Origin of the sequence: Microbacterium sp. S308A+ (assembly GCF_049800815.1) — a bacterium.
GTDB lineage: Bacteria > Actinomycetota > Actinomycetes > Actinomycetales > Microbacteriaceae > Microbacterium.
Genome location: NZ_JBNAFT010000001.1, coordinates 1020309 through 1035229, shown reverse-complemented (window position 1 = coordinate 1035229; position 14921 = coordinate 1020309). Strand labels below are relative to the sequence as shown.

Here is a 14921-nt window from a genome sequence, read left to right as displayed (position 1 = left end):
CGGTGCCCCTGGTCAGGACTCCTTCAGGCGGACGAGGCGCTCGTGGCCCTCTTCCGAGAGCTCGGCGACGTCGTCTCGGGACTTCAGGAAGTCGGAGAAGGAGCGATAGCCCAGCGCCTTCTCGCGGAAGGACGGGTCGATGCGACGCATCTGCGTCTTCACGGCCGAGCTGTGCAGCCACTCGTCGGCCTCTGCCTTGTCGTGGCCGAGACGCAGCGCGCGGACGAGGGTCTTGGTCGCCTGGTCCTGATCGTCGACCACCGGGTCAGGCTCGATCGTCCCGCTGCGCGAGGCGGCGGACGCGGTGGTGGCATCTGCGCCCTGGTCGGCGGCCGGTGCCTGCCTGGCACGGGCGCCGCCCTTCGCCGGCTCCTTGGCCGGCTCCTTCGCGGCGCCCTTCGCCTTGGCCTTGCGCGGCGGCTCGGCGGCAGGGCGCTCGACCCCGGGGAGCGAGTCGTAGGACTCGAACTCGTCGCAGGCGGCGGCGAGCGACTTGGCGGTGGAGCCCGCGACCCCCACGCCGATCACGTACCGTCCGAGACGCTTGCAGCGTTGGGCGAGGGGCACGTAGTCCGAGTCGCCCGCGACGATCACCACGTGGGTGAGGTCGGGCAGCCGGAACATGTCCTCGACCGTGTCGACGGCGAGGCGGATGTCGGCGCCGTTCTTCGCATACGCCGCCGCGGGGAAGAGCTGGACCAGGTCGACCGCCCGGCCCACGAGCTGCGACCGGTATTCGGCGTTGACCGGGGACGACCAGTCGGCGTAGGCCCGGGTGAGCACGAGGGTGCCGAACGACGAGGCGTAGTCGATGATCGCCGGCACGTCGACCATCGCCCGGGAGAGGCGTTCGGCGACCTCGGGGTCATGCGGGTCGTCGAGGATCCGCTGCCGGTCCTTGCTGTAGGCGCTGCGGCCGTGCACTCGGTCGTACCAGGAGATGACGATGTTGTCGAAGTCGAGATAGACCGCGACGCGCGTGTCCTGCGGCTCAGGCATCGTTCTCTCCCGGGTAGCGGACGCCGATCTGAGAGCGGATCTCGTCGAGGCAGGCCATGATGGCGACGCTCTCGGCGACGGGCAGCAGGTCGCTGTCGAGCGTGCCCTCCGCGACGAAGCGCTCGGCGGCCCTGGCCTGGTACTCCATGCCGCGACCCTCGACCCGGGAGACGTACTCCTCCAGGACCGTGCCGTCCGAGGCGATCAGGCGGAACGAGGTGGGCGTGTACCAGACCCGGTCGATCTCGATCCGGGCCTTCGTCCCGACAATCGTCGCCGTGTCCGCCCCCGCGCCCCGCGAGGAGGAGAGGGTCGTCGACACCGCGCCGCCGGCGTGGGTCATCACGGTGGCGACCTCGGTGTCGGCGCCGGTCTCGCCGAGCCGCCCGAGCGCGCGGACCTCGGTCGGCGCCCCGAGCACGTCCCAGACGAACGAGATCGGGTAGATCCCGAGGTCCAGGAGCGCTCCGCCGCCGAGCGCGAGCGCGTTCAGGCGGTGAGCCGGGTCCGTGGGAAGCAGCTGCGTGTGGTCCGCCGACACCGCGCGGATCTCGCCCAGCGCTCCGTCGGCGATGATCTCGCGGATGCGCGCCATGTGCGGCAGGTACCGCGTCCACATCGCCTCCATGACGAGGAGGCCCTTCTCCGCCGCGAGCGTGCGCAGGCCCTCGGCCTCGGCGGCGTTCAGCGTGAACGCCTTCTCCACGAGCGCGTGCTTCCCGTGCGAGAGCGCGAGACGGGCGTCGGCGGCGTGCATCGGATGAGGCGTCGCGACGTAGACGATGTCGACCTCGGGGTCGGCGGCGAGCGCCTCGTAGGAGCCGTGGGCACGGGGGATCCCGAAGCGCGCGGCGAACGCGTCCGCGGACTCCTGGGATCGCGATCCGACGGCGACGAGGTCGAGGCCTGCGGTGCGCAGGTCGGCGGCGAAAGCGGCGGCGATGCCGCCCGTGGCGAGGATGCCCCAGCGAAGACCGGTCATGTCCCCAGCGTAGATGCTGTGGTCGCCTCGTCGAACGATCGCCTCGTTGAGATAATGGGGCATGACCGTCTCCCCGCTGATCTCCGCCACCGAGCTGGCCGACGCGCTCGCCGAGGGCGTGCCCGTCCGTCTCCTCGACGCCCGCTACCGGCTCGGCTTCGACGACGGGCACGAGAACTATCTGGCGGGACACCTTCCCGGCGCGGTCTTCGTGGACCTCGAGCGCGAGCTCTCCCGTCCGGGGGATCCGAGCGAGGGGCGCCACCCGCTGCCCTCGGACGACGATCTCGCCGCCGCCGTCCGCCGCTGGGGGATCTCGGAGGGGCAGCAGGTCGTGGTGTACGACGACTCGCGCTCGTTGCCCGCCTCGCGTGTCTGGTGGGCTCTGCGCCGCGCTGGGCTGTCGGAGGTGCGCGTGCTCGACGGCGGCCTGTCGGCCTGGCGGTCGTCCGGCGGCGCGATCGAGATCGGCGAGGTCATCCCTGAGCCGGGCGACGTCCGGCTCAGGGTGCCAGGGACCGCGGACGTGCTCGACACCGCGCAGGTGGCGGAGTGGACGGGCGTTCTTCTCGACGCGCGTGCCGCCGAGCGGTTTCGGGGAGAGAGCGAGCCGATCGATCCGGTCGCAGGACACATCCCCGGCGCGCGGAACCTGCCGATCGCCGAGGTGCTCACCGCGGACGGGCGGTTTCTCCCGCCGACCGAGATCGCGGCGGCCTTCGAGGCCGCCGGCGCAGGGCAGAACGTCCCCGCCGTGGCGTACTGCGGATCAGGGGTGACGGCGGCTCAGCTCGCGCTCGCCGGGACGCTCGTCGGGCGCGAGGTGATCCTCTACCCCGGGTCGTGGAGCGCGTGGTCGAACACGCCGGGCCTTCCGATCGCGACAGGACCTGCGTCCACGGACGACGGTCTGGGCTGACCCGCCGTCCGCGCGGTCGCCCCGCCGACGCGCTCTCGCTCGACGCGTGCCTCAGCTCAGAGCGCCTCGATGACCTCGCGGAGGACGTCCGGGTCGTACCAGGGGATGTCGCCTCCGGCCAGGGCGTGGTACCGCTCGTGGCCCTTGCCCAGGATCACGACCGTGTCGCCGGGGCCGGCCATCCGGACCGCGGCGGACATGGCCTCGCGGCGGTCGCCGATCTCGACGATCTCTGCTGCGGAGGAGCGGGCGCCGTCGATGAGCGCTGCGCGGATCTCCGCCGGGTCGTCGTCGTAGGGGTTGTCGTCGGTAACGATCAGCACGTCGGCGAACATCGCGGCGAAGCGTCCCATCATGCGGCGCTTGGAGGTGTCCCTCTTGCCATTCGCGCCGAGGACCGCGATGAGGCGACCGTCCGGCGCCGTGGTCCGGATGGCGCGAAGGGCGGCGTTGATCGCCTCGGGCTTGTGAGCCGAGTCCACGATCGCGGTGAAGGGCTGTCCGAAGTCGAAGCGCTGGAGGCGGCCCTCGACGCTCGGGAGGGCGGCGACGCCGACGGCCATCTCCTCGAGGGAGCGTCCCTGCTCGGCGAGACCAGCGACGGCGGCGAGGATGTTGTTGACGTTGAAGGCCCCGGTCAGCCGGGTGGTGAACCGGACGGCCTCGCCCTGCGGCGAGCGGACGAGGAAGGAGGACCCGTCGGCGCGCAGCTCCACGTCCTCGGCGCGCCAGTCGGCGTCGCCGCCGGAGGCGGAGGTCGTGCGGACCGGGATCGTCGCCTGCGCCGCGAGCGTCCTGCCCCAGTGCGTGTCGACGTCGACGATGCCGACCCGGGAATGACCGGGGGTGAGCAGCAGGGCCTTCGCCGCGAAGTACTCGGCCTGGGTCGGGTGGTAGTCGCGGTGGTCGTGGCCGAGGTTCAGGAAGATCCCGGCGTCGAACGCGAACCCGTCGACCCGCCCCTGGACGAGGGCGTGGCTGGAGGCCTCGACGGCGACCGTCCGGATCCCCTGCTCCCGCATGACGGCGAAGAAGGCGTGCAGCTCCGGCGCCTCGGGAGTGGTGAGCTCGGGCGGGAAGAGGACGTCGCCGACCGTGGTGCCGATCGAGCCGATCGTGCCGGAGGAGTCCATGCCCGCGGCGGCGGCGACGTAGAAGGCGGTGGTCGTCTTGCCCTGGGTGCCCGTGATGCCGATGGTGGTGAGGGAGGACGCGGGGTCGCGGTAGAGCTGCACCGACGCGGGGCCGACGGCACGCCGCGGGTCGTCGACGACGAGCGTCGGGAGGTCGTCGGGCAGGTGAGCTGCGCCGTCGGGGTCGGTGAGGACCGCGGCCGCACCGGCCTCCCTGGCCTTCGCCGCGAACCGGGCGCCATGCGCGTTGGCCCCTCGCGCAGCGACGAACAGGTCGCCGGGGCGGACGGTCGCGGTCGACATCGCGATGCCGGTGTAGGCGATCTCCGTCTGTTCCGGAGCCGGCGCCCCGACGTGTGCGGCGAGGTCGCCGAGGGTCGAGGAGAAGGTCTCGACCGGACGGGAGTCGAGGCGCGGCGTGGCGTAGTTCGAGGCGGAGGGCATGACCTTCCGATTCTAGCTTCGTGGACTCCCCGGACTCGGCTCGACGGGCGGACAGCGCGGCGGCCTCAGGCCCGCGCGAGCGCCTGGTCGAGATCGGCGAGGATGTCGGCGGGGTCCTCGATGCCGATCGACAGGCGGATGGTCGTGTCGCCGATCCCGGCGGTGGCGCGCTGGGCGGCGTTCAGATGCGAGTGCGTCATCGAAGCCGGGTGGGCGACGAGGCTGCGTGCGTCCCCGATGTTCGCGACGAGGCGCACCACCCGCAGGGCGTCGACGACTCTTTCGACGCGGTCGAGGTCGAGGAGCTCGTCGCCGGTGGAGACGAGGTCGAAGGAGAACACCGAGGGAACCCCGCGGGGGAGGTAGCGCGCGGCGAGCTCGTGCCAGCGGTTGCCGGCGAGCCCGGGATGATGGACCGCGGCGACGAAGGGGTGGACGGCGAGATGCTCTGCGATCCGCTGCGCCGAGGCGCTCTGTCGAGCCACGCGCAGGTCGAGCGTCTCGATCCCGAGCAGGATCTGCTGCGCGTTGAACGGCGAGATCGACGGCCCGAGATCGTGCACGTACTTGGACTTCACGAGCGCGCCGAAGGCGAGGCCGTGACCGAAGCGCTCCCACAGCACGAGATCGCCGAAGCGTGCATAGGGGCCGGTGAACTGCGGCCACCGTTCGGGGGCCGCGCCGAAGTCGAAGGAGCCGACGTCCACCACGACGCCGCCGAGGGACGTGCCGTGTCCGCTCAGGAACTTCGTCGCCGAGTGCACGACGAAGTCCGCGCCGTGCTCGCCGGGGCGGAGGAGATAGGGCGTGCCGACAGTGTTGTCGATCACCAGGGGGACGCCCGCGGCGTGCGCGATCTCGGCGACGCCGCGGATGTCGAGCACCTGCGCCACGGGGTTGGCGACGGACTCGGCGAAGAGGGCGCGGGTCCTCGGCGTCACCGCGGCCTGCCACGCGTCGGGGTCGTCCTGGTCGACGAAGGTCACGCCGATCCCGAAGTCGGCGAAGGTCTCCTGCAGCAGGTCGACGGAACCGCCGTAGAGCTGCGTCGCGGCGACCACGTGCCCGCCGCGACCGGCCAGTGCCAGCAGGGTGACGGCGACGGCGGCCTGCCCCGAGGCGACGGCGACCGCGGAGACGCCACCCTCCAGCGCGGCCACCCGTTCCTCCAGGAGCTGCTGAGTGGGGTTGGCGTTGCGGCTGTAGATGTTGCCGACCGTGCGCAGGGCGAAGAGGTCCCGCGCCTCGGCGAGCGAGCCGAACTCGTAGGCGGCGGACTGGTAGAGCGGGGGCACGGCCGTGTTCTGCCCTTGACCCGGCACGTAGGCCGCCTGCACCTGGCGCGTGGCGAACCCGGTCCCGTCCCTCGGGGACGCTGCGCTCTCGGACGCCGGACGAGCGGGATCGGTGGTCATGCGGTCGATTCTCGCGCGCCGATGCGAGACGCCGTGGCGTGTGTCGAACTGTTGCACGCGGCCGTCGCGATACGCACGGTTCACGCGCACGGGCCTCGGGAGCCGCACGCCGGTCCGGCGTGGGCGGCGACTCAGGGGACGAGGAGGATCTTCCCGCGAGCGGCGTGCGCCTCGACGAGACGGTGGGCCTCCGCGGCCTCAGCGAGCGGCAGCTCGGGGCCGAACTCCACGGAGAAGCGGTCGGAGGCGATGAGGGCGATCGTGGCGGGCAGCGCCTCGGCGCGCCACTCCAGCTCCTGCGCGCTGAGCGGCGTCGGGCTTCCGCCGCTGAAGGCCTGGATGCCGAACGATGCCGCGTCCGGGCCGCGCACGATCGTCGCGATTCGCGAACGGTCCGCCACGAGCGCGAGGGAGGTCGCGATCGCCTCGTCCGTGCCGGCGTTGTCCAGCGCGACGGTGACGGGGCGGGGAGCGGCGGCGCGGACCCGATCCTCCAGGCCGTCGCCGTACGCGACGGGGATGGCGCCGAGCTCCCGCAGCCGCTCATGAGAGGCGGGGCTCCCGGTGGCGATGACGGTCGCTCCCCAGGCCACGGCGAACTGCACGACGGCCTGGCCGACGGCGCCTGAGCCGGCATGGACGAGGAGCACGTCTCCGTCGGTGACGCCGAGGGAGCGGAGAGACTGATAGGCGGTGCCCGCGGGGATGCCGAGCGCGGCCCCCTCGGCGGAGGCCACCGCGTCGGGCAGCGGCGCGAGGTGTGCCACCGGGACCGAGAGCGCGGTGGCGTAGGTGCCGGGAGTGTCGCGGATCGCCACACGGTCGCCGACGGAGACAGCGGTCACACCGGCGCCGACGGCGGTGACGACTCCCGCGCCGTCGTACCCGACACGGCGGGGCGCGGTGATCGGGGGCAGCGGCCGGAAGCCGCTGCGCTGCTTCGCGTCGATCGGGTTGACCCCGGCCGCCTCGATGCGCACCACGGCCTCGCCGGCCGCGGGCTCGGGCTCGGGGATCTCGGTGAGCGTGAGGACCTCAGGGGCGCCGATGGAGGTGTACACGATCGCGTGAGCCATACCGCCAGGCTACGCCTCCGCCGCGGTCGTGGATCCGGTCAGCGGGGAAGCTCGGCCAGGGGAGGGAGGGGAGGAGGAATTCTGTCGGCCCGATGCAGGTCTGTCGGACCAGATCTCGAATCTTGGCCGACAGACCTGCATCGGGCCCGACAAACGGCGACAGCGGGCGACCGAGGAGACGCGGCCGACATCGGACGGATGCGACTCTGTCGGCTCGGATCCGGGAGTTGGGCCGACAGGAGTGCATCGGTCCGACAAACCGGGCCGGATCGGACCGGGCTGGACCTGGCCAAGCCTGGATCGGGCCACGTCAAGGGGCGGGCAGTGCTCCGCACGGGCAGGTGGTGCCTCAGCGGCGGAGCTCGGTCAGCGCCTTGGCGATCCGCTGCGGAGACACCGGCTGGGCGGTGCCGAGGCGCTGGGCGAAGACGCTGACCCGATACTCCTCCAGGAGCCAGCGGACCTCGACGAGCGCCGGAGGGGCGCCCGGAGGGAGCGGGATCGTCCCGCCGGCGTCGGCGTAGGCCTGCGCGACTCGCTCGTACTCGTTCATCCGCGCGCGGTCCTTGCCAGGGGTCTCGCTCAGCGTCTTCAGCCGGTCCCGCATCCCGTCGAGGTACCGGGGGAGATGGGCGAGGCGTTCGACGCCGGTCGCCGAGACGAACCCTGGTGGGAGGAGGCCGGCGAGCTGGGCGCGGATGTCGTTCAGGGGGCCGAGCAGGGCGAGCGAGTTCTCCGCCTTGATCGCGCGCTCGACGTCCCGTGACCTCGTGAGGATCCGCGCGACGAGCGAGACGCAGGCGAACAGCTCGTCCACCATGGCCGCCGAGACCGCGTCGCGCACGCGGTCGAACGCGCCCTCGGAGCGGACGACGCCGCCGGGCTCGTGACGTTCGATGACAGCTCGCGCCACCGCGGCTCGGCAGTCCTCGACGAGCGCGGCCACCGAAGGGTAGGGCGATGCCGCCAGGGCCAGCTTCTCGGCGGAGGTCAGGTGTTCCTGCACGTAGGCGGCGGGGGAGGGGACGTTCAGCAGGACGAGGCGCAGGACGCCGTCGCGGGTCGCCGCGGCCGCCGCGTCGGCGGTCGCCTCCACACGGAGGTCGACGCTCTTCCCCGTGTCCACCAGGGCGGGATACCCGCGCACCACACCGCCGGCGACCCGGGTGTCGAGCACGGCCGGCAGGTCGCCGAGGTCCCAGGAGGTGATGCCCGTGCGCTCGCGCGGCGCCGACCGCGCCGAAGCGTCGGCGACCGCCGCGGCTCCCGCGGGCGTCGCGCGCCCGTCCGGAGCGGTGCGTACCGACCGCGCCACGCTCGCTCGGGAGCGATCGGCGAGCTGCGCCTGCAGGGCGCGCAGGTCGCGTCCGGATCCCGCGATGCGTCCGCGCTCGTCGACGGCGCGGAAGCTCATCCGCAGATGCCCCGGGACGCGCTCCTGATCGAAGCCCCCGGCCGAGACCGGCTGGTTGGCCAGGGGCTGGACGAGCTTCGCGAGCGCGTCGGCGAGGGACCGCGGCGGGCGCCCGTCATGATGCTCCGGGGCCTCGGCGGCAAGCTCCGCCCCGAACCGCTCCGCCCAGTCTGCGGCGGGGACGACATGCCGGCGGATCGTCTTCGGGAGGGCGCGGAGGAGCGCGGTGACCAGCTCGGCTCGGAGCCCAGGCACCTGCCAGTCGAACCCGGTGTCCTCGATCTGCTGCAGAAGGGCGAGCGGGATCACGACGCTCACGCCGTCGTCCGGGGCGCCGGGGTCGAAGCGGTAGGCGAGGCCGAGCACCTGGTCGCCCTGCGTCCAGCGGGTCGGGAACTCGCCCTGATCCGCGCGGTCGGCGTCGTCGAGCAGATCCTCCTCGCGCATCGTGAGGAGCCGCGGGGAGGAGGCGAGAGCGTCGCGCCACCACTTCTCGAAGGAGCGGACGTCGAAGACCTCGGCGGGGATCCGCTCGTCGTAGAAGCGGAACACCGCCTCGTCGCCGGCGAGGATGTCGCGACGACGCTCGCGTTCCTCGAGCTTCTCGAGGCGACGGCGCAGCTCGGCGTTGCTCCGCCAGAACGCGCTCACCCTCTTGTCCAGGCGTGTCGGATCCCATTCGCCCTCGACCAGGGCGTGGCGCAGGAACAGCTCGCGCGCTCCCGCGCGGTCGATCCGGGCGAACTGCACGCGTCGACGGGGGATGATCTCGACGCCGAAGAGCGTCACCTTCTCGAACGCGACCGCGGCACCGGCGTCCTTCGACCAGTGCGGCTCAGAGACCTGCCGCTTGGCGAGATCGCCCGAGAGCGCCTCGGCCCAGGCCGGGTCGATCGCGGCGACCGTGCGGGCGAAGGTGCGCGAGGTCTCGACGACCTCGGCGGCCATCACCGCCTGCGGGCTGCGCTTGCGCAGTCCCGATCCCGGGAAGATCGAGAAGCGGATGCCCCGTGCCCCGCGGTACTCGGCGATCCGGCGCTTGGCCTCCCTGGGGGAGGCGGTCTTGTTCACGCCCTTCGCGGCGGTGCGCTCGTCGAGAACGCCGATCTGCGAGAGGAGGCCGGCGAGAAGCGCCTTGTGCACGGCGTCGGGATCGGCCGCCGCGTCCGACGGTCCGCGCCTCGCCCCGTCCTTCACGAGCGTGCGCAGCTGACGATGCACGTCGAACCACTCGCGGACGCGCACGTAGTTGAGATGCTCGCTGCGGCACAGGCGCCGGAACGCGCCGGATCCCAGGTCCTGCTGCTGCGTGCGCAGATGGTTCCAGAGGTTCAGCAGAGCGAGGAAGTCGCTGGTCGGATCCGCGAACCGGGCGTGCATCCGGTCCGCCTCGTCGCGCACGGCTTGCGGAGCGTCGGCGGAAGGGCGCTCGCGCACGTCCTGGATCGACAGGCCCGCGACGATCGCGAGCACGTCGCGCACGACCCCGGTCCTGCCCGCCTCGACGAGCATCCGGGCGAACCGCGGGTCGATCGGCATACGCGAGATCTCGCGTCCGATGCGGGTCAGGCGCGGGGTCTCCCCGGCGGCGCCGGTCCCGCCCCTGGCGCTTCCGAGCGTCACCGCGCCGAGCTCGGCGAGCAGGTCGAGCGCGGCCTTGATCCCGCGGGAGTCCGGCGGGGTGAGAAAGGGGAAGTCCGCGATGTCGCCGAAGCCGAGCGAGAGCATCTGCAGCACGACCGAGGCGAGTGAGGTGCGCAGGATCTCGGGCTGGGTGAACTCGGGGCGTTTGCCGAGGTCCTCCTCGGCGTAGAGCCGGATCGCGATGCCGTCGCTGGTGCGCCCGGCCCGGCCGGAACGCTGGTCGGCCGAGGCCTGGGAGATCGGCTCGATGGGGAGCCGTTGCACCTTGGAGCGGTGACTGTAACGCGAGATGCGGGCGGTGCCGGTGTCGATGACGTATTTGATGCCCGGAACCGTGAGGCTGGTCTCGGCGACGTTCGTCGCGAGCACGACCCGTCGGCGGATCCCGGCCACAGGCGACCGCTCGAAGACGCGGTGCTGCTCGGCGGCCGACAGCCGACCGTAGAGCGGCAGGACCTCGGTAGGAGCCGTGTCCCGGCCGTAAGCGCCGCGCACGGCGTCGGCGGCGTCGCGGATCTCCGCCTCGCCCGGGAGGAACACGAGCACGTCGCCTGGCGCCTCGCGGTCGAGCTCGCGGAGGGCGCCGACGATGGCGGACACCTCGTCCGCCGGCTCGCCTTCCGCCGAGCGCCGGGGGCTCTGGCCCCTCCGGCCGCTCTTCGTCGAAGGGGCGGCGGCGGAGCGGGTCTCCTGTGGCTGGTCGGCGGAGGCTTCGTCGACGAGGGGGCGATAGCGGATCTCCACCGGGTAGGTGCGTCCCGACACCTCGATCACGGGGGCGGGGGAGTCGTCGGCGTCGGCGAAGTGCCGTGCGAAGCTCTCCGGATCGATCGTCGCCGAGGTGATGATCACCTTCAGGTCGGGGCGTTCGGGGAGGATCCGGTGCAGGTAGCCGAGCAGGAAGTCGACGTTGAGGGAGCGCTCGTGGGCCTCGTCGATGATGATCGTGTCGTAGCGACGGAGCAGGCGATCACGGTGGATCTCGTTCAGCAGGATGCCGTCGGTCATCAGCGCGATGCGCGTCTCCTCGGACACCTGGTCGGTGAATCGCACCTTGTAGCCGACGAGACCGCCCATCGGCACCTGCAGCTCCTCGGCCACGCGCTCGGCGATCGTGCGGGCGGCGAGCCGCCGCGGCTGGGTGTGAGCGATCCGTTCGCGGCCGAGCTCGAGGCAGATCTTGGGCAGCTGCGTGGTCTTCCCTGACCCGGTGGCGCCCGCGACCACGACCACTTGATGGTCGCGGATCGCCGTCGCGATCTCGTCGCGCGCAGCGCTGACCGGCAGTTCCGGAGGATAGGCGATGACGGGCGCAGACATAGCCCTCCATCGTATGCCGAGCAGGAGCCCGCTGCGCACGGCCGCGGCGGGCGGATCCTCCGATCCCCCGAAGGGTCTGGTGGTGGCACGGGAGCTGCGCCTGGCGTCGGTGATCCTTGGGGCCGGTGCCCGTCCTAGGCTGGAGCCATGACGATCCCCGCTCTTCCCCTCAACGACGGTCGCACGATCCCCCAGCTCGGCTACGGCGTCTTCAAGGTCCCCGCCGCCGACGCCGAGCGCGCGGTGAGCGAGGCGCTCGCCGCCGGGTACCGACACATCGACACCGCCGCCATCTACGGCAACGAGGAGGGGGTCGGCGCGGCGATCGCGAAGAGCGGGATCGCCCGGGACGAGCTGTACGTGACCACGAAGCTCTGGAACGACCGCCATCACGGCGATGAGCCGGACGCCGCGATCCGGGAGAGCCTGGACAAGCTGGGCCTCGACGTCGTGGACCTCTACCTCGTCCATTGGCCGACTCCGGCGAAGGACGACTACGTCCACGCCTGGGAGAAGCTCATCGGCATCCGCGAGCGTGGGCTTGCCCGCTCCATCGGCGTCTCGAACTTCCTCGTCCCGCACCTGGAGCGGATCGCGGCCGAGACCGACGTGCTGCCCGCGGTGAACCAGATCGAGCTGCACCCGGCATACCAGCAGCGCGACGTGGTCTCCTGGGCACACGAAAACGACGTCCGGATCGAGGCATGGGGTCCGCTCGGTCAGGGCAAGTACGACCTGTTCTCCGTACCGGCCGTGGCCGAGGCGGCGGTCGCCCATGGCAAGACCCCGGCGCAGGTGGTGCTGCGCTGGCATCTGCAGCACGGCAACATCGTCTTCCCGAAGTCGGTGCGTCCGGAGCGTCTGCGGGAGAACCTCGACGTGTTCGACTTCGCGCTCACCGATGCCGAGATCGCCGAGATCGACGCGATCGATCCGCTCGACGGGTCCGGCCGGGTGGGCTCGCACCCGAACGACGTGAACTGATCGGCTCCGGCGCGCCAGGGTCGGGTTTCAGACCCAGCCTGGCATCCAGTTGTGGACGAGCCAGAAGTCGTAGGGCACCGTCGTCCCCACCCAGAGCGGGAGGAAGAACGCGGAGACGACGAGCACGACGATGACGACGATGACGACGGTGCGCTGACCCGCCGCACGCCGGTGACGGGCGGCGGCGGCCCGCCCCGCCAGATCGCGCAGCGCGAGGACGAGCGCGAGGAGCAGGAACGGCAGCATCGCCACGGTGTAGAACTGGAAGATCGTCCGCTCGGGGAACATCAGCCAGGGCAGATAGGTCGCCGCGAGGCCGACGAGCGGGATCGCATGCGTCCACGGCATCGGCGCCCGCTCGACGAGCCCACGGACGAACCGGAACAGCAGGTACAGTGCGGCGGCGACGCCGAGGTACCACAGCACCGGGTTCGGGATCGTCGAGATCGTCGCGATGCAGTTGTCCGACCCGAGACAGGACTGATCCTTGCCTCCGACCCACACGGCTGTGGGGCGCAGGAGCAGCGGCCATTGCCACGCGGGGCTCGCGTACGGGTGGCTGGAGGTCAGGCCGACGTGGAAGGAGAGGATCGCCTCGTGATATCTCCAGAGCGCGATCAGAGGATTCGGATCGCTCCCGCGGTCGTATCCTCCCGCTGTCGCGAACCAGCCCGCCCAGGAAGCGAGATAGAGGACCAACGCGATCGGGACGAGGAGCAGGAAAGAGACAGGCCCCTGCCGGAGCGCGGCGTCGCTGGGCCACAGGGCGACGCCCGCGCGCCGGCGGGCGAGGGCGTCGGTCACGACGAGGTAGAGGCCCAGCGCGGCGAGCGCGTACATCCCGGACCATTTCACGGCGCATGCCGCTCCGGCCGCCGCTCCGGCGGCCAGGATCCAGGGGCGCCGCCACAGCACGCGTCCCCACAGCGGCGAGGCGCCGTCGGCCCGCGCATGCGTGCGGGGGTCCTCGAGCACGGGCATCGTATGCCGTCGGTCGATGAGGACGAAGAGGAAGCCGAGGAGGAGGAAGAACGTGAGGATCCCGTCGAGCAGCGCGATGCGGCTCAGCACGATCGCCAGGCCGTCTACCGCGAGGAAGAGTCCCGCGATCGAGGCCGCGGCGATCGACCGGGTGAGCTCCAGAGCGATCAGATAGACCACGAGGACGCTCAGGGTGCCTAGCAGGGCGGTCATCAGGCGCCAGCCGGCGCTCGAACCAGGCCCGAGCAGCCCCATCCCGAGGGCGATGACCCACTTGCCCAGCGGCGGGTGGACGACGAAGCTGCTCTGCGGCTGCAGAGTGCTCGTGTCCCCCTCCGCGAGGAGGGCGTTCGCGTTCTCGCCCCACTTCCCCTCGTACCCGAGGGCCCAGAGAGACCATGCGTCCTTGACGTAGTAGGTCTCGTCGAACGCGAGGGTGTGCGGGTGGCCCACCCCGATCAGGCGCAGGGCGCCGGCGAGGATGAGGAGCAGCGTCGGGGCGAGCCAGGAGATCAGACGGTGCCGCTGGGGATCGAGGGTCCACCGGTCGCGGAGGCGCTCCCAGAGCGTCGGCCTCTCATCCACGGGAGGGAGCAGGGCTGCGGTCACGGCACCAGCCTATGCTGGGCGGGTGATCATCCTCGCGGCGACCCCGATAGGAAACCTCGGGGACGCCTCGCGACGCCTCGTCGAGGCGATCGAGAACGCGACCGTGATCGCGGCGGAGGACACCAGGACGACTCAGCGCCTCCTCGGCGCGCTCGGCATCGCCAACCGCCCGCGGATGATCGCGCTCCACGATCACAACGAGAAGGCCAAGGCCGCCGAGATCGCCCGTCTCGCTGCGGAGGAGGACGTCGTCGTGCTCAGCGACGCGGGCATGCCGACCGTCAGCGATCCCGGGTACGGTCTCGTCGCCGCAGCCGTCGAGCAGGGCGTGACCGTGACGGCGATCCCCGGTCCGAGCGCGGTCGTCACGGCGCTCGCGGTGTCTGGCCTCCCCACCGATCGCTTCACGTTCGAAGGCTTCCTGCCGCGCAAGCCGGGCGAGCGTCGTGCGGCGCTCGGCGTCCTGGCGGACGAGCCGCGCACAATGGTCTTCTTCGAGTCTCCCTCTCGCCTGGCCGTGAGCCTTGCCGACATGGCGACGGCGTTCGGTCCGGGACGGATGGCGAGCGTATGCCGCGAGCTCACCAAGCTCTACGAGGAGGTGCGGCGTGGTGATCTCGCCACGCTCGCCGCGTGGGCGGCGGACGGCGTGAAGGGCGAGATCGTCGTGGTCGTCGCCGGTGCGGCGCCTCGCGAGGTCTCCCTCGCCGATGCGCTCGCACAGGTCCAGGAGCTCGTCGGCGACGGAACGCGCCTGAAAGAGGCAGCGGCCGAGGTGTCTGGCATTACCGGACATTCATCCCGTGACCTCTATCAGGCGGCACTCGCCGCGCGAAAGAACTGAAACGCGAGGAAAGGGCGATCCGTTCCGTCGGCGGCTTTCTCTCTTGATCGGCCACGCTTCTCTATGGTGCACTTCTCTCGACATTGGCTCCTCTGGGGAAAGGTGAGAAATGCGTGCAAGATCCTGGATGTCCCGGGCTGGAATAGGGGTGCTGGCG

Annotated in this window: 10 protein-coding genes; 3 read left to right on the top strand and 7 right to left on the bottom strand. The window is 71.7% G+C overall.

The features are described 5' to 3' along the window. Nucleotides 1–12: 12 nt before the first annotated feature. A complete protein-coding gene (locus tag ACP15J_RS04830) occupies nucleotides 13–999 on the bottom strand; it encodes an NYN domain-containing protein (RefSeq protein WP_424937490.1) in 987 nt (328 codons plus the stop codon). Next, nucleotides 992–1981 carry a Gfo/Idh/MocA family protein gene (locus ACP15J_RS04825; protein WP_424937491.1) on the bottom strand — a complete coding sequence of 330 codons (990 nt, stop codon included), beginning with the start codon at nucleotides 1979–1981 and terminating at the stop codon, nucleotides 992–994. The genes ACP15J_RS04830 and ACP15J_RS04825 overlap by 8 nt, the downstream gene beginning before the upstream one ends. A 61-nt stretch (nucleotides 1982–2042) precedes the next feature. Between ACP15J_RS04825 and ACP15J_RS04820 the strand changes: the two genes are divergently transcribed. Continuing rightward, nucleotides 2043–2900: a sulfurtransferase gene (locus ACP15J_RS04820; protein ID WP_424937492.1), complete on the top strand. Its 858-nt coding sequence runs from the start codon at nucleotides 2043–2045 to the stop codon at nucleotides 2898–2900. A 56-nt stretch (nucleotides 2901–2956) separates the two neighbouring features. On the opposite strand, the gene ACP15J_RS04815 is transcribed toward ACP15J_RS04820, so the two are convergent. The 4 genes from ACP15J_RS04815 to hrpA form a co-directional block, all read right to left on the bottom strand. After that, a complete protein-coding gene (locus ACP15J_RS04815) occupies nucleotides 2957–4477 on the bottom strand; it encodes a UDP-N-acetylmuramoyl-L-alanyl-D-glutamate--2,6-diaminopimelate ligase (RefSeq protein ID WP_424937493.1) in 1521 nt (506 codons plus the stop codon). Between the two features lie 65 nt (nucleotides 4478–4542). Continuing rightward, a complete protein-coding gene (locus ACP15J_RS04810; protein WP_424937494.1) occupies nucleotides 4543–5892 on the bottom strand; it encodes an O-acetylhomoserine aminocarboxypropyltransferase/cysteine synthase family protein in 1350 nt (449 codons plus the stop codon). 131 nt (nucleotides 5893–6023) lie between these two features. After that, nucleotides 6024–6968: a quinone oxidoreductase family protein gene (locus tag ACP15J_RS04805; RefSeq protein ID WP_424937495.1), complete on the bottom strand. Its 945-nt coding sequence runs from the start codon at nucleotides 6966–6968 to the stop codon at nucleotides 6024–6026. A 349-nt stretch (nucleotides 6969–7317) separates the two neighbouring features. Beyond that, a complete protein-coding gene (gene hrpA, locus ACP15J_RS04800; RefSeq protein WP_424937496.1) occupies nucleotides 7318–11346 on the bottom strand; it encodes an ATP-dependent RNA helicase HrpA in 4029 nt (1342 codons plus the stop codon). 147 nt (nucleotides 11347–11493) lie between these two features. On the opposite strand from hrpA, the gene ACP15J_RS04795 reads away from it, so the two are divergent. Continuing rightward, nucleotides 11494–12330 carry an aldo/keto reductase gene (locus ACP15J_RS04795; RefSeq protein ID WP_424937497.1) on the top strand — a complete coding sequence of 279 codons (837 nt, stop codon included), beginning with the start codon at nucleotides 11494–11496 and terminating at the stop codon, nucleotides 12328–12330. 27 nt (nucleotides 12331–12357) lie between these two features. Here ACP15J_RS04795 and ACP15J_RS04790 read toward each other — a convergent pair whose 3' ends face one another. Beyond that, nucleotides 12358–13920, bottom strand: coding sequence for a dolichyl-phosphate-mannose--protein mannosyltransferase (locus ACP15J_RS04790; RefSeq protein ID WP_424937498.1), 1563 nt, complete (start codon nucleotides 13918–13920; stop codon nucleotides 12358–12360). Between the two features lie 22 nt (nucleotides 13921–13942). Here ACP15J_RS04790 and rsmI point away from each other — a divergent pair, with 22 nt between their 5' ends. Continuing rightward, nucleotides 13943–14764 (top strand): 16S rRNA (cytidine(1402)-2'-O)-methyltransferase, encoded by an 822-nt coding sequence (gene rsmI, locus ACP15J_RS04785; RefSeq protein WP_424937499.1) that lies wholly within the window; start codon nucleotides 13943–13945, stop codon nucleotides 14762–14764. Nucleotides 14765–14921: the final 157 nt, after the last annotated feature.

What these genes read in the sequence shown, in the direction of transcription:
- ACP15J_RS04830 (WP_424937490.1), bottom strand. Translation starts at nt 999, where the DNA reads ATGCCTGAGCCGCAGGACACGCGCGTCGCGGTCTATCTCGACTTCGAC.
- ACP15J_RS04825 (WP_424937491.1), bottom strand. Translation starts at nt 1,981, where the DNA reads ATGACCGGTCTTCGCTGGGGCATCCTCGCCACGGGCGGCATCGCCGCC.
- ACP15J_RS04820 (WP_424937492.1), top strand. Translation starts at nt 2,043, where the DNA reads ATGACCGTCTCCCCGCTGATCTCCGCCACCGAGCTGGCCGACGCGCTC.
- ACP15J_RS04815 (WP_424937493.1), bottom strand. Translation starts at nt 4,477, where the DNA reads ATGCCCTCCGCCTCGAACTACGCCACGCCGCGCCTCGACTCCCGTCCG.
- ACP15J_RS04810 (WP_424937494.1), bottom strand. Translation starts at nt 5,892, where the DNA reads ATGACCACCGATCCCGCTCGTCCGGCGTCCGAGAGCGCAGCGTCCCCG.
- ACP15J_RS04805 (WP_424937495.1), bottom strand. Translation starts at nt 6,968, where the DNA reads ATGGCTCACGCGATCGTGTACACCTCCATCGGCGCCCCTGAGGTCCTC.
- hrpA (WP_424937496.1), bottom strand. Translation starts at nt 11,346, where the DNA reads ATGTCTGCGCCCGTCATCGCCTATCCTCCGGAACTGCCGGTCAGCGCT.
- ACP15J_RS04795 (WP_424937497.1), top strand. Translation starts at nt 11,494, where the DNA reads ATGACGATCCCCGCTCTTCCCCTCAACGACGGTCGCACGATCCCCCAG.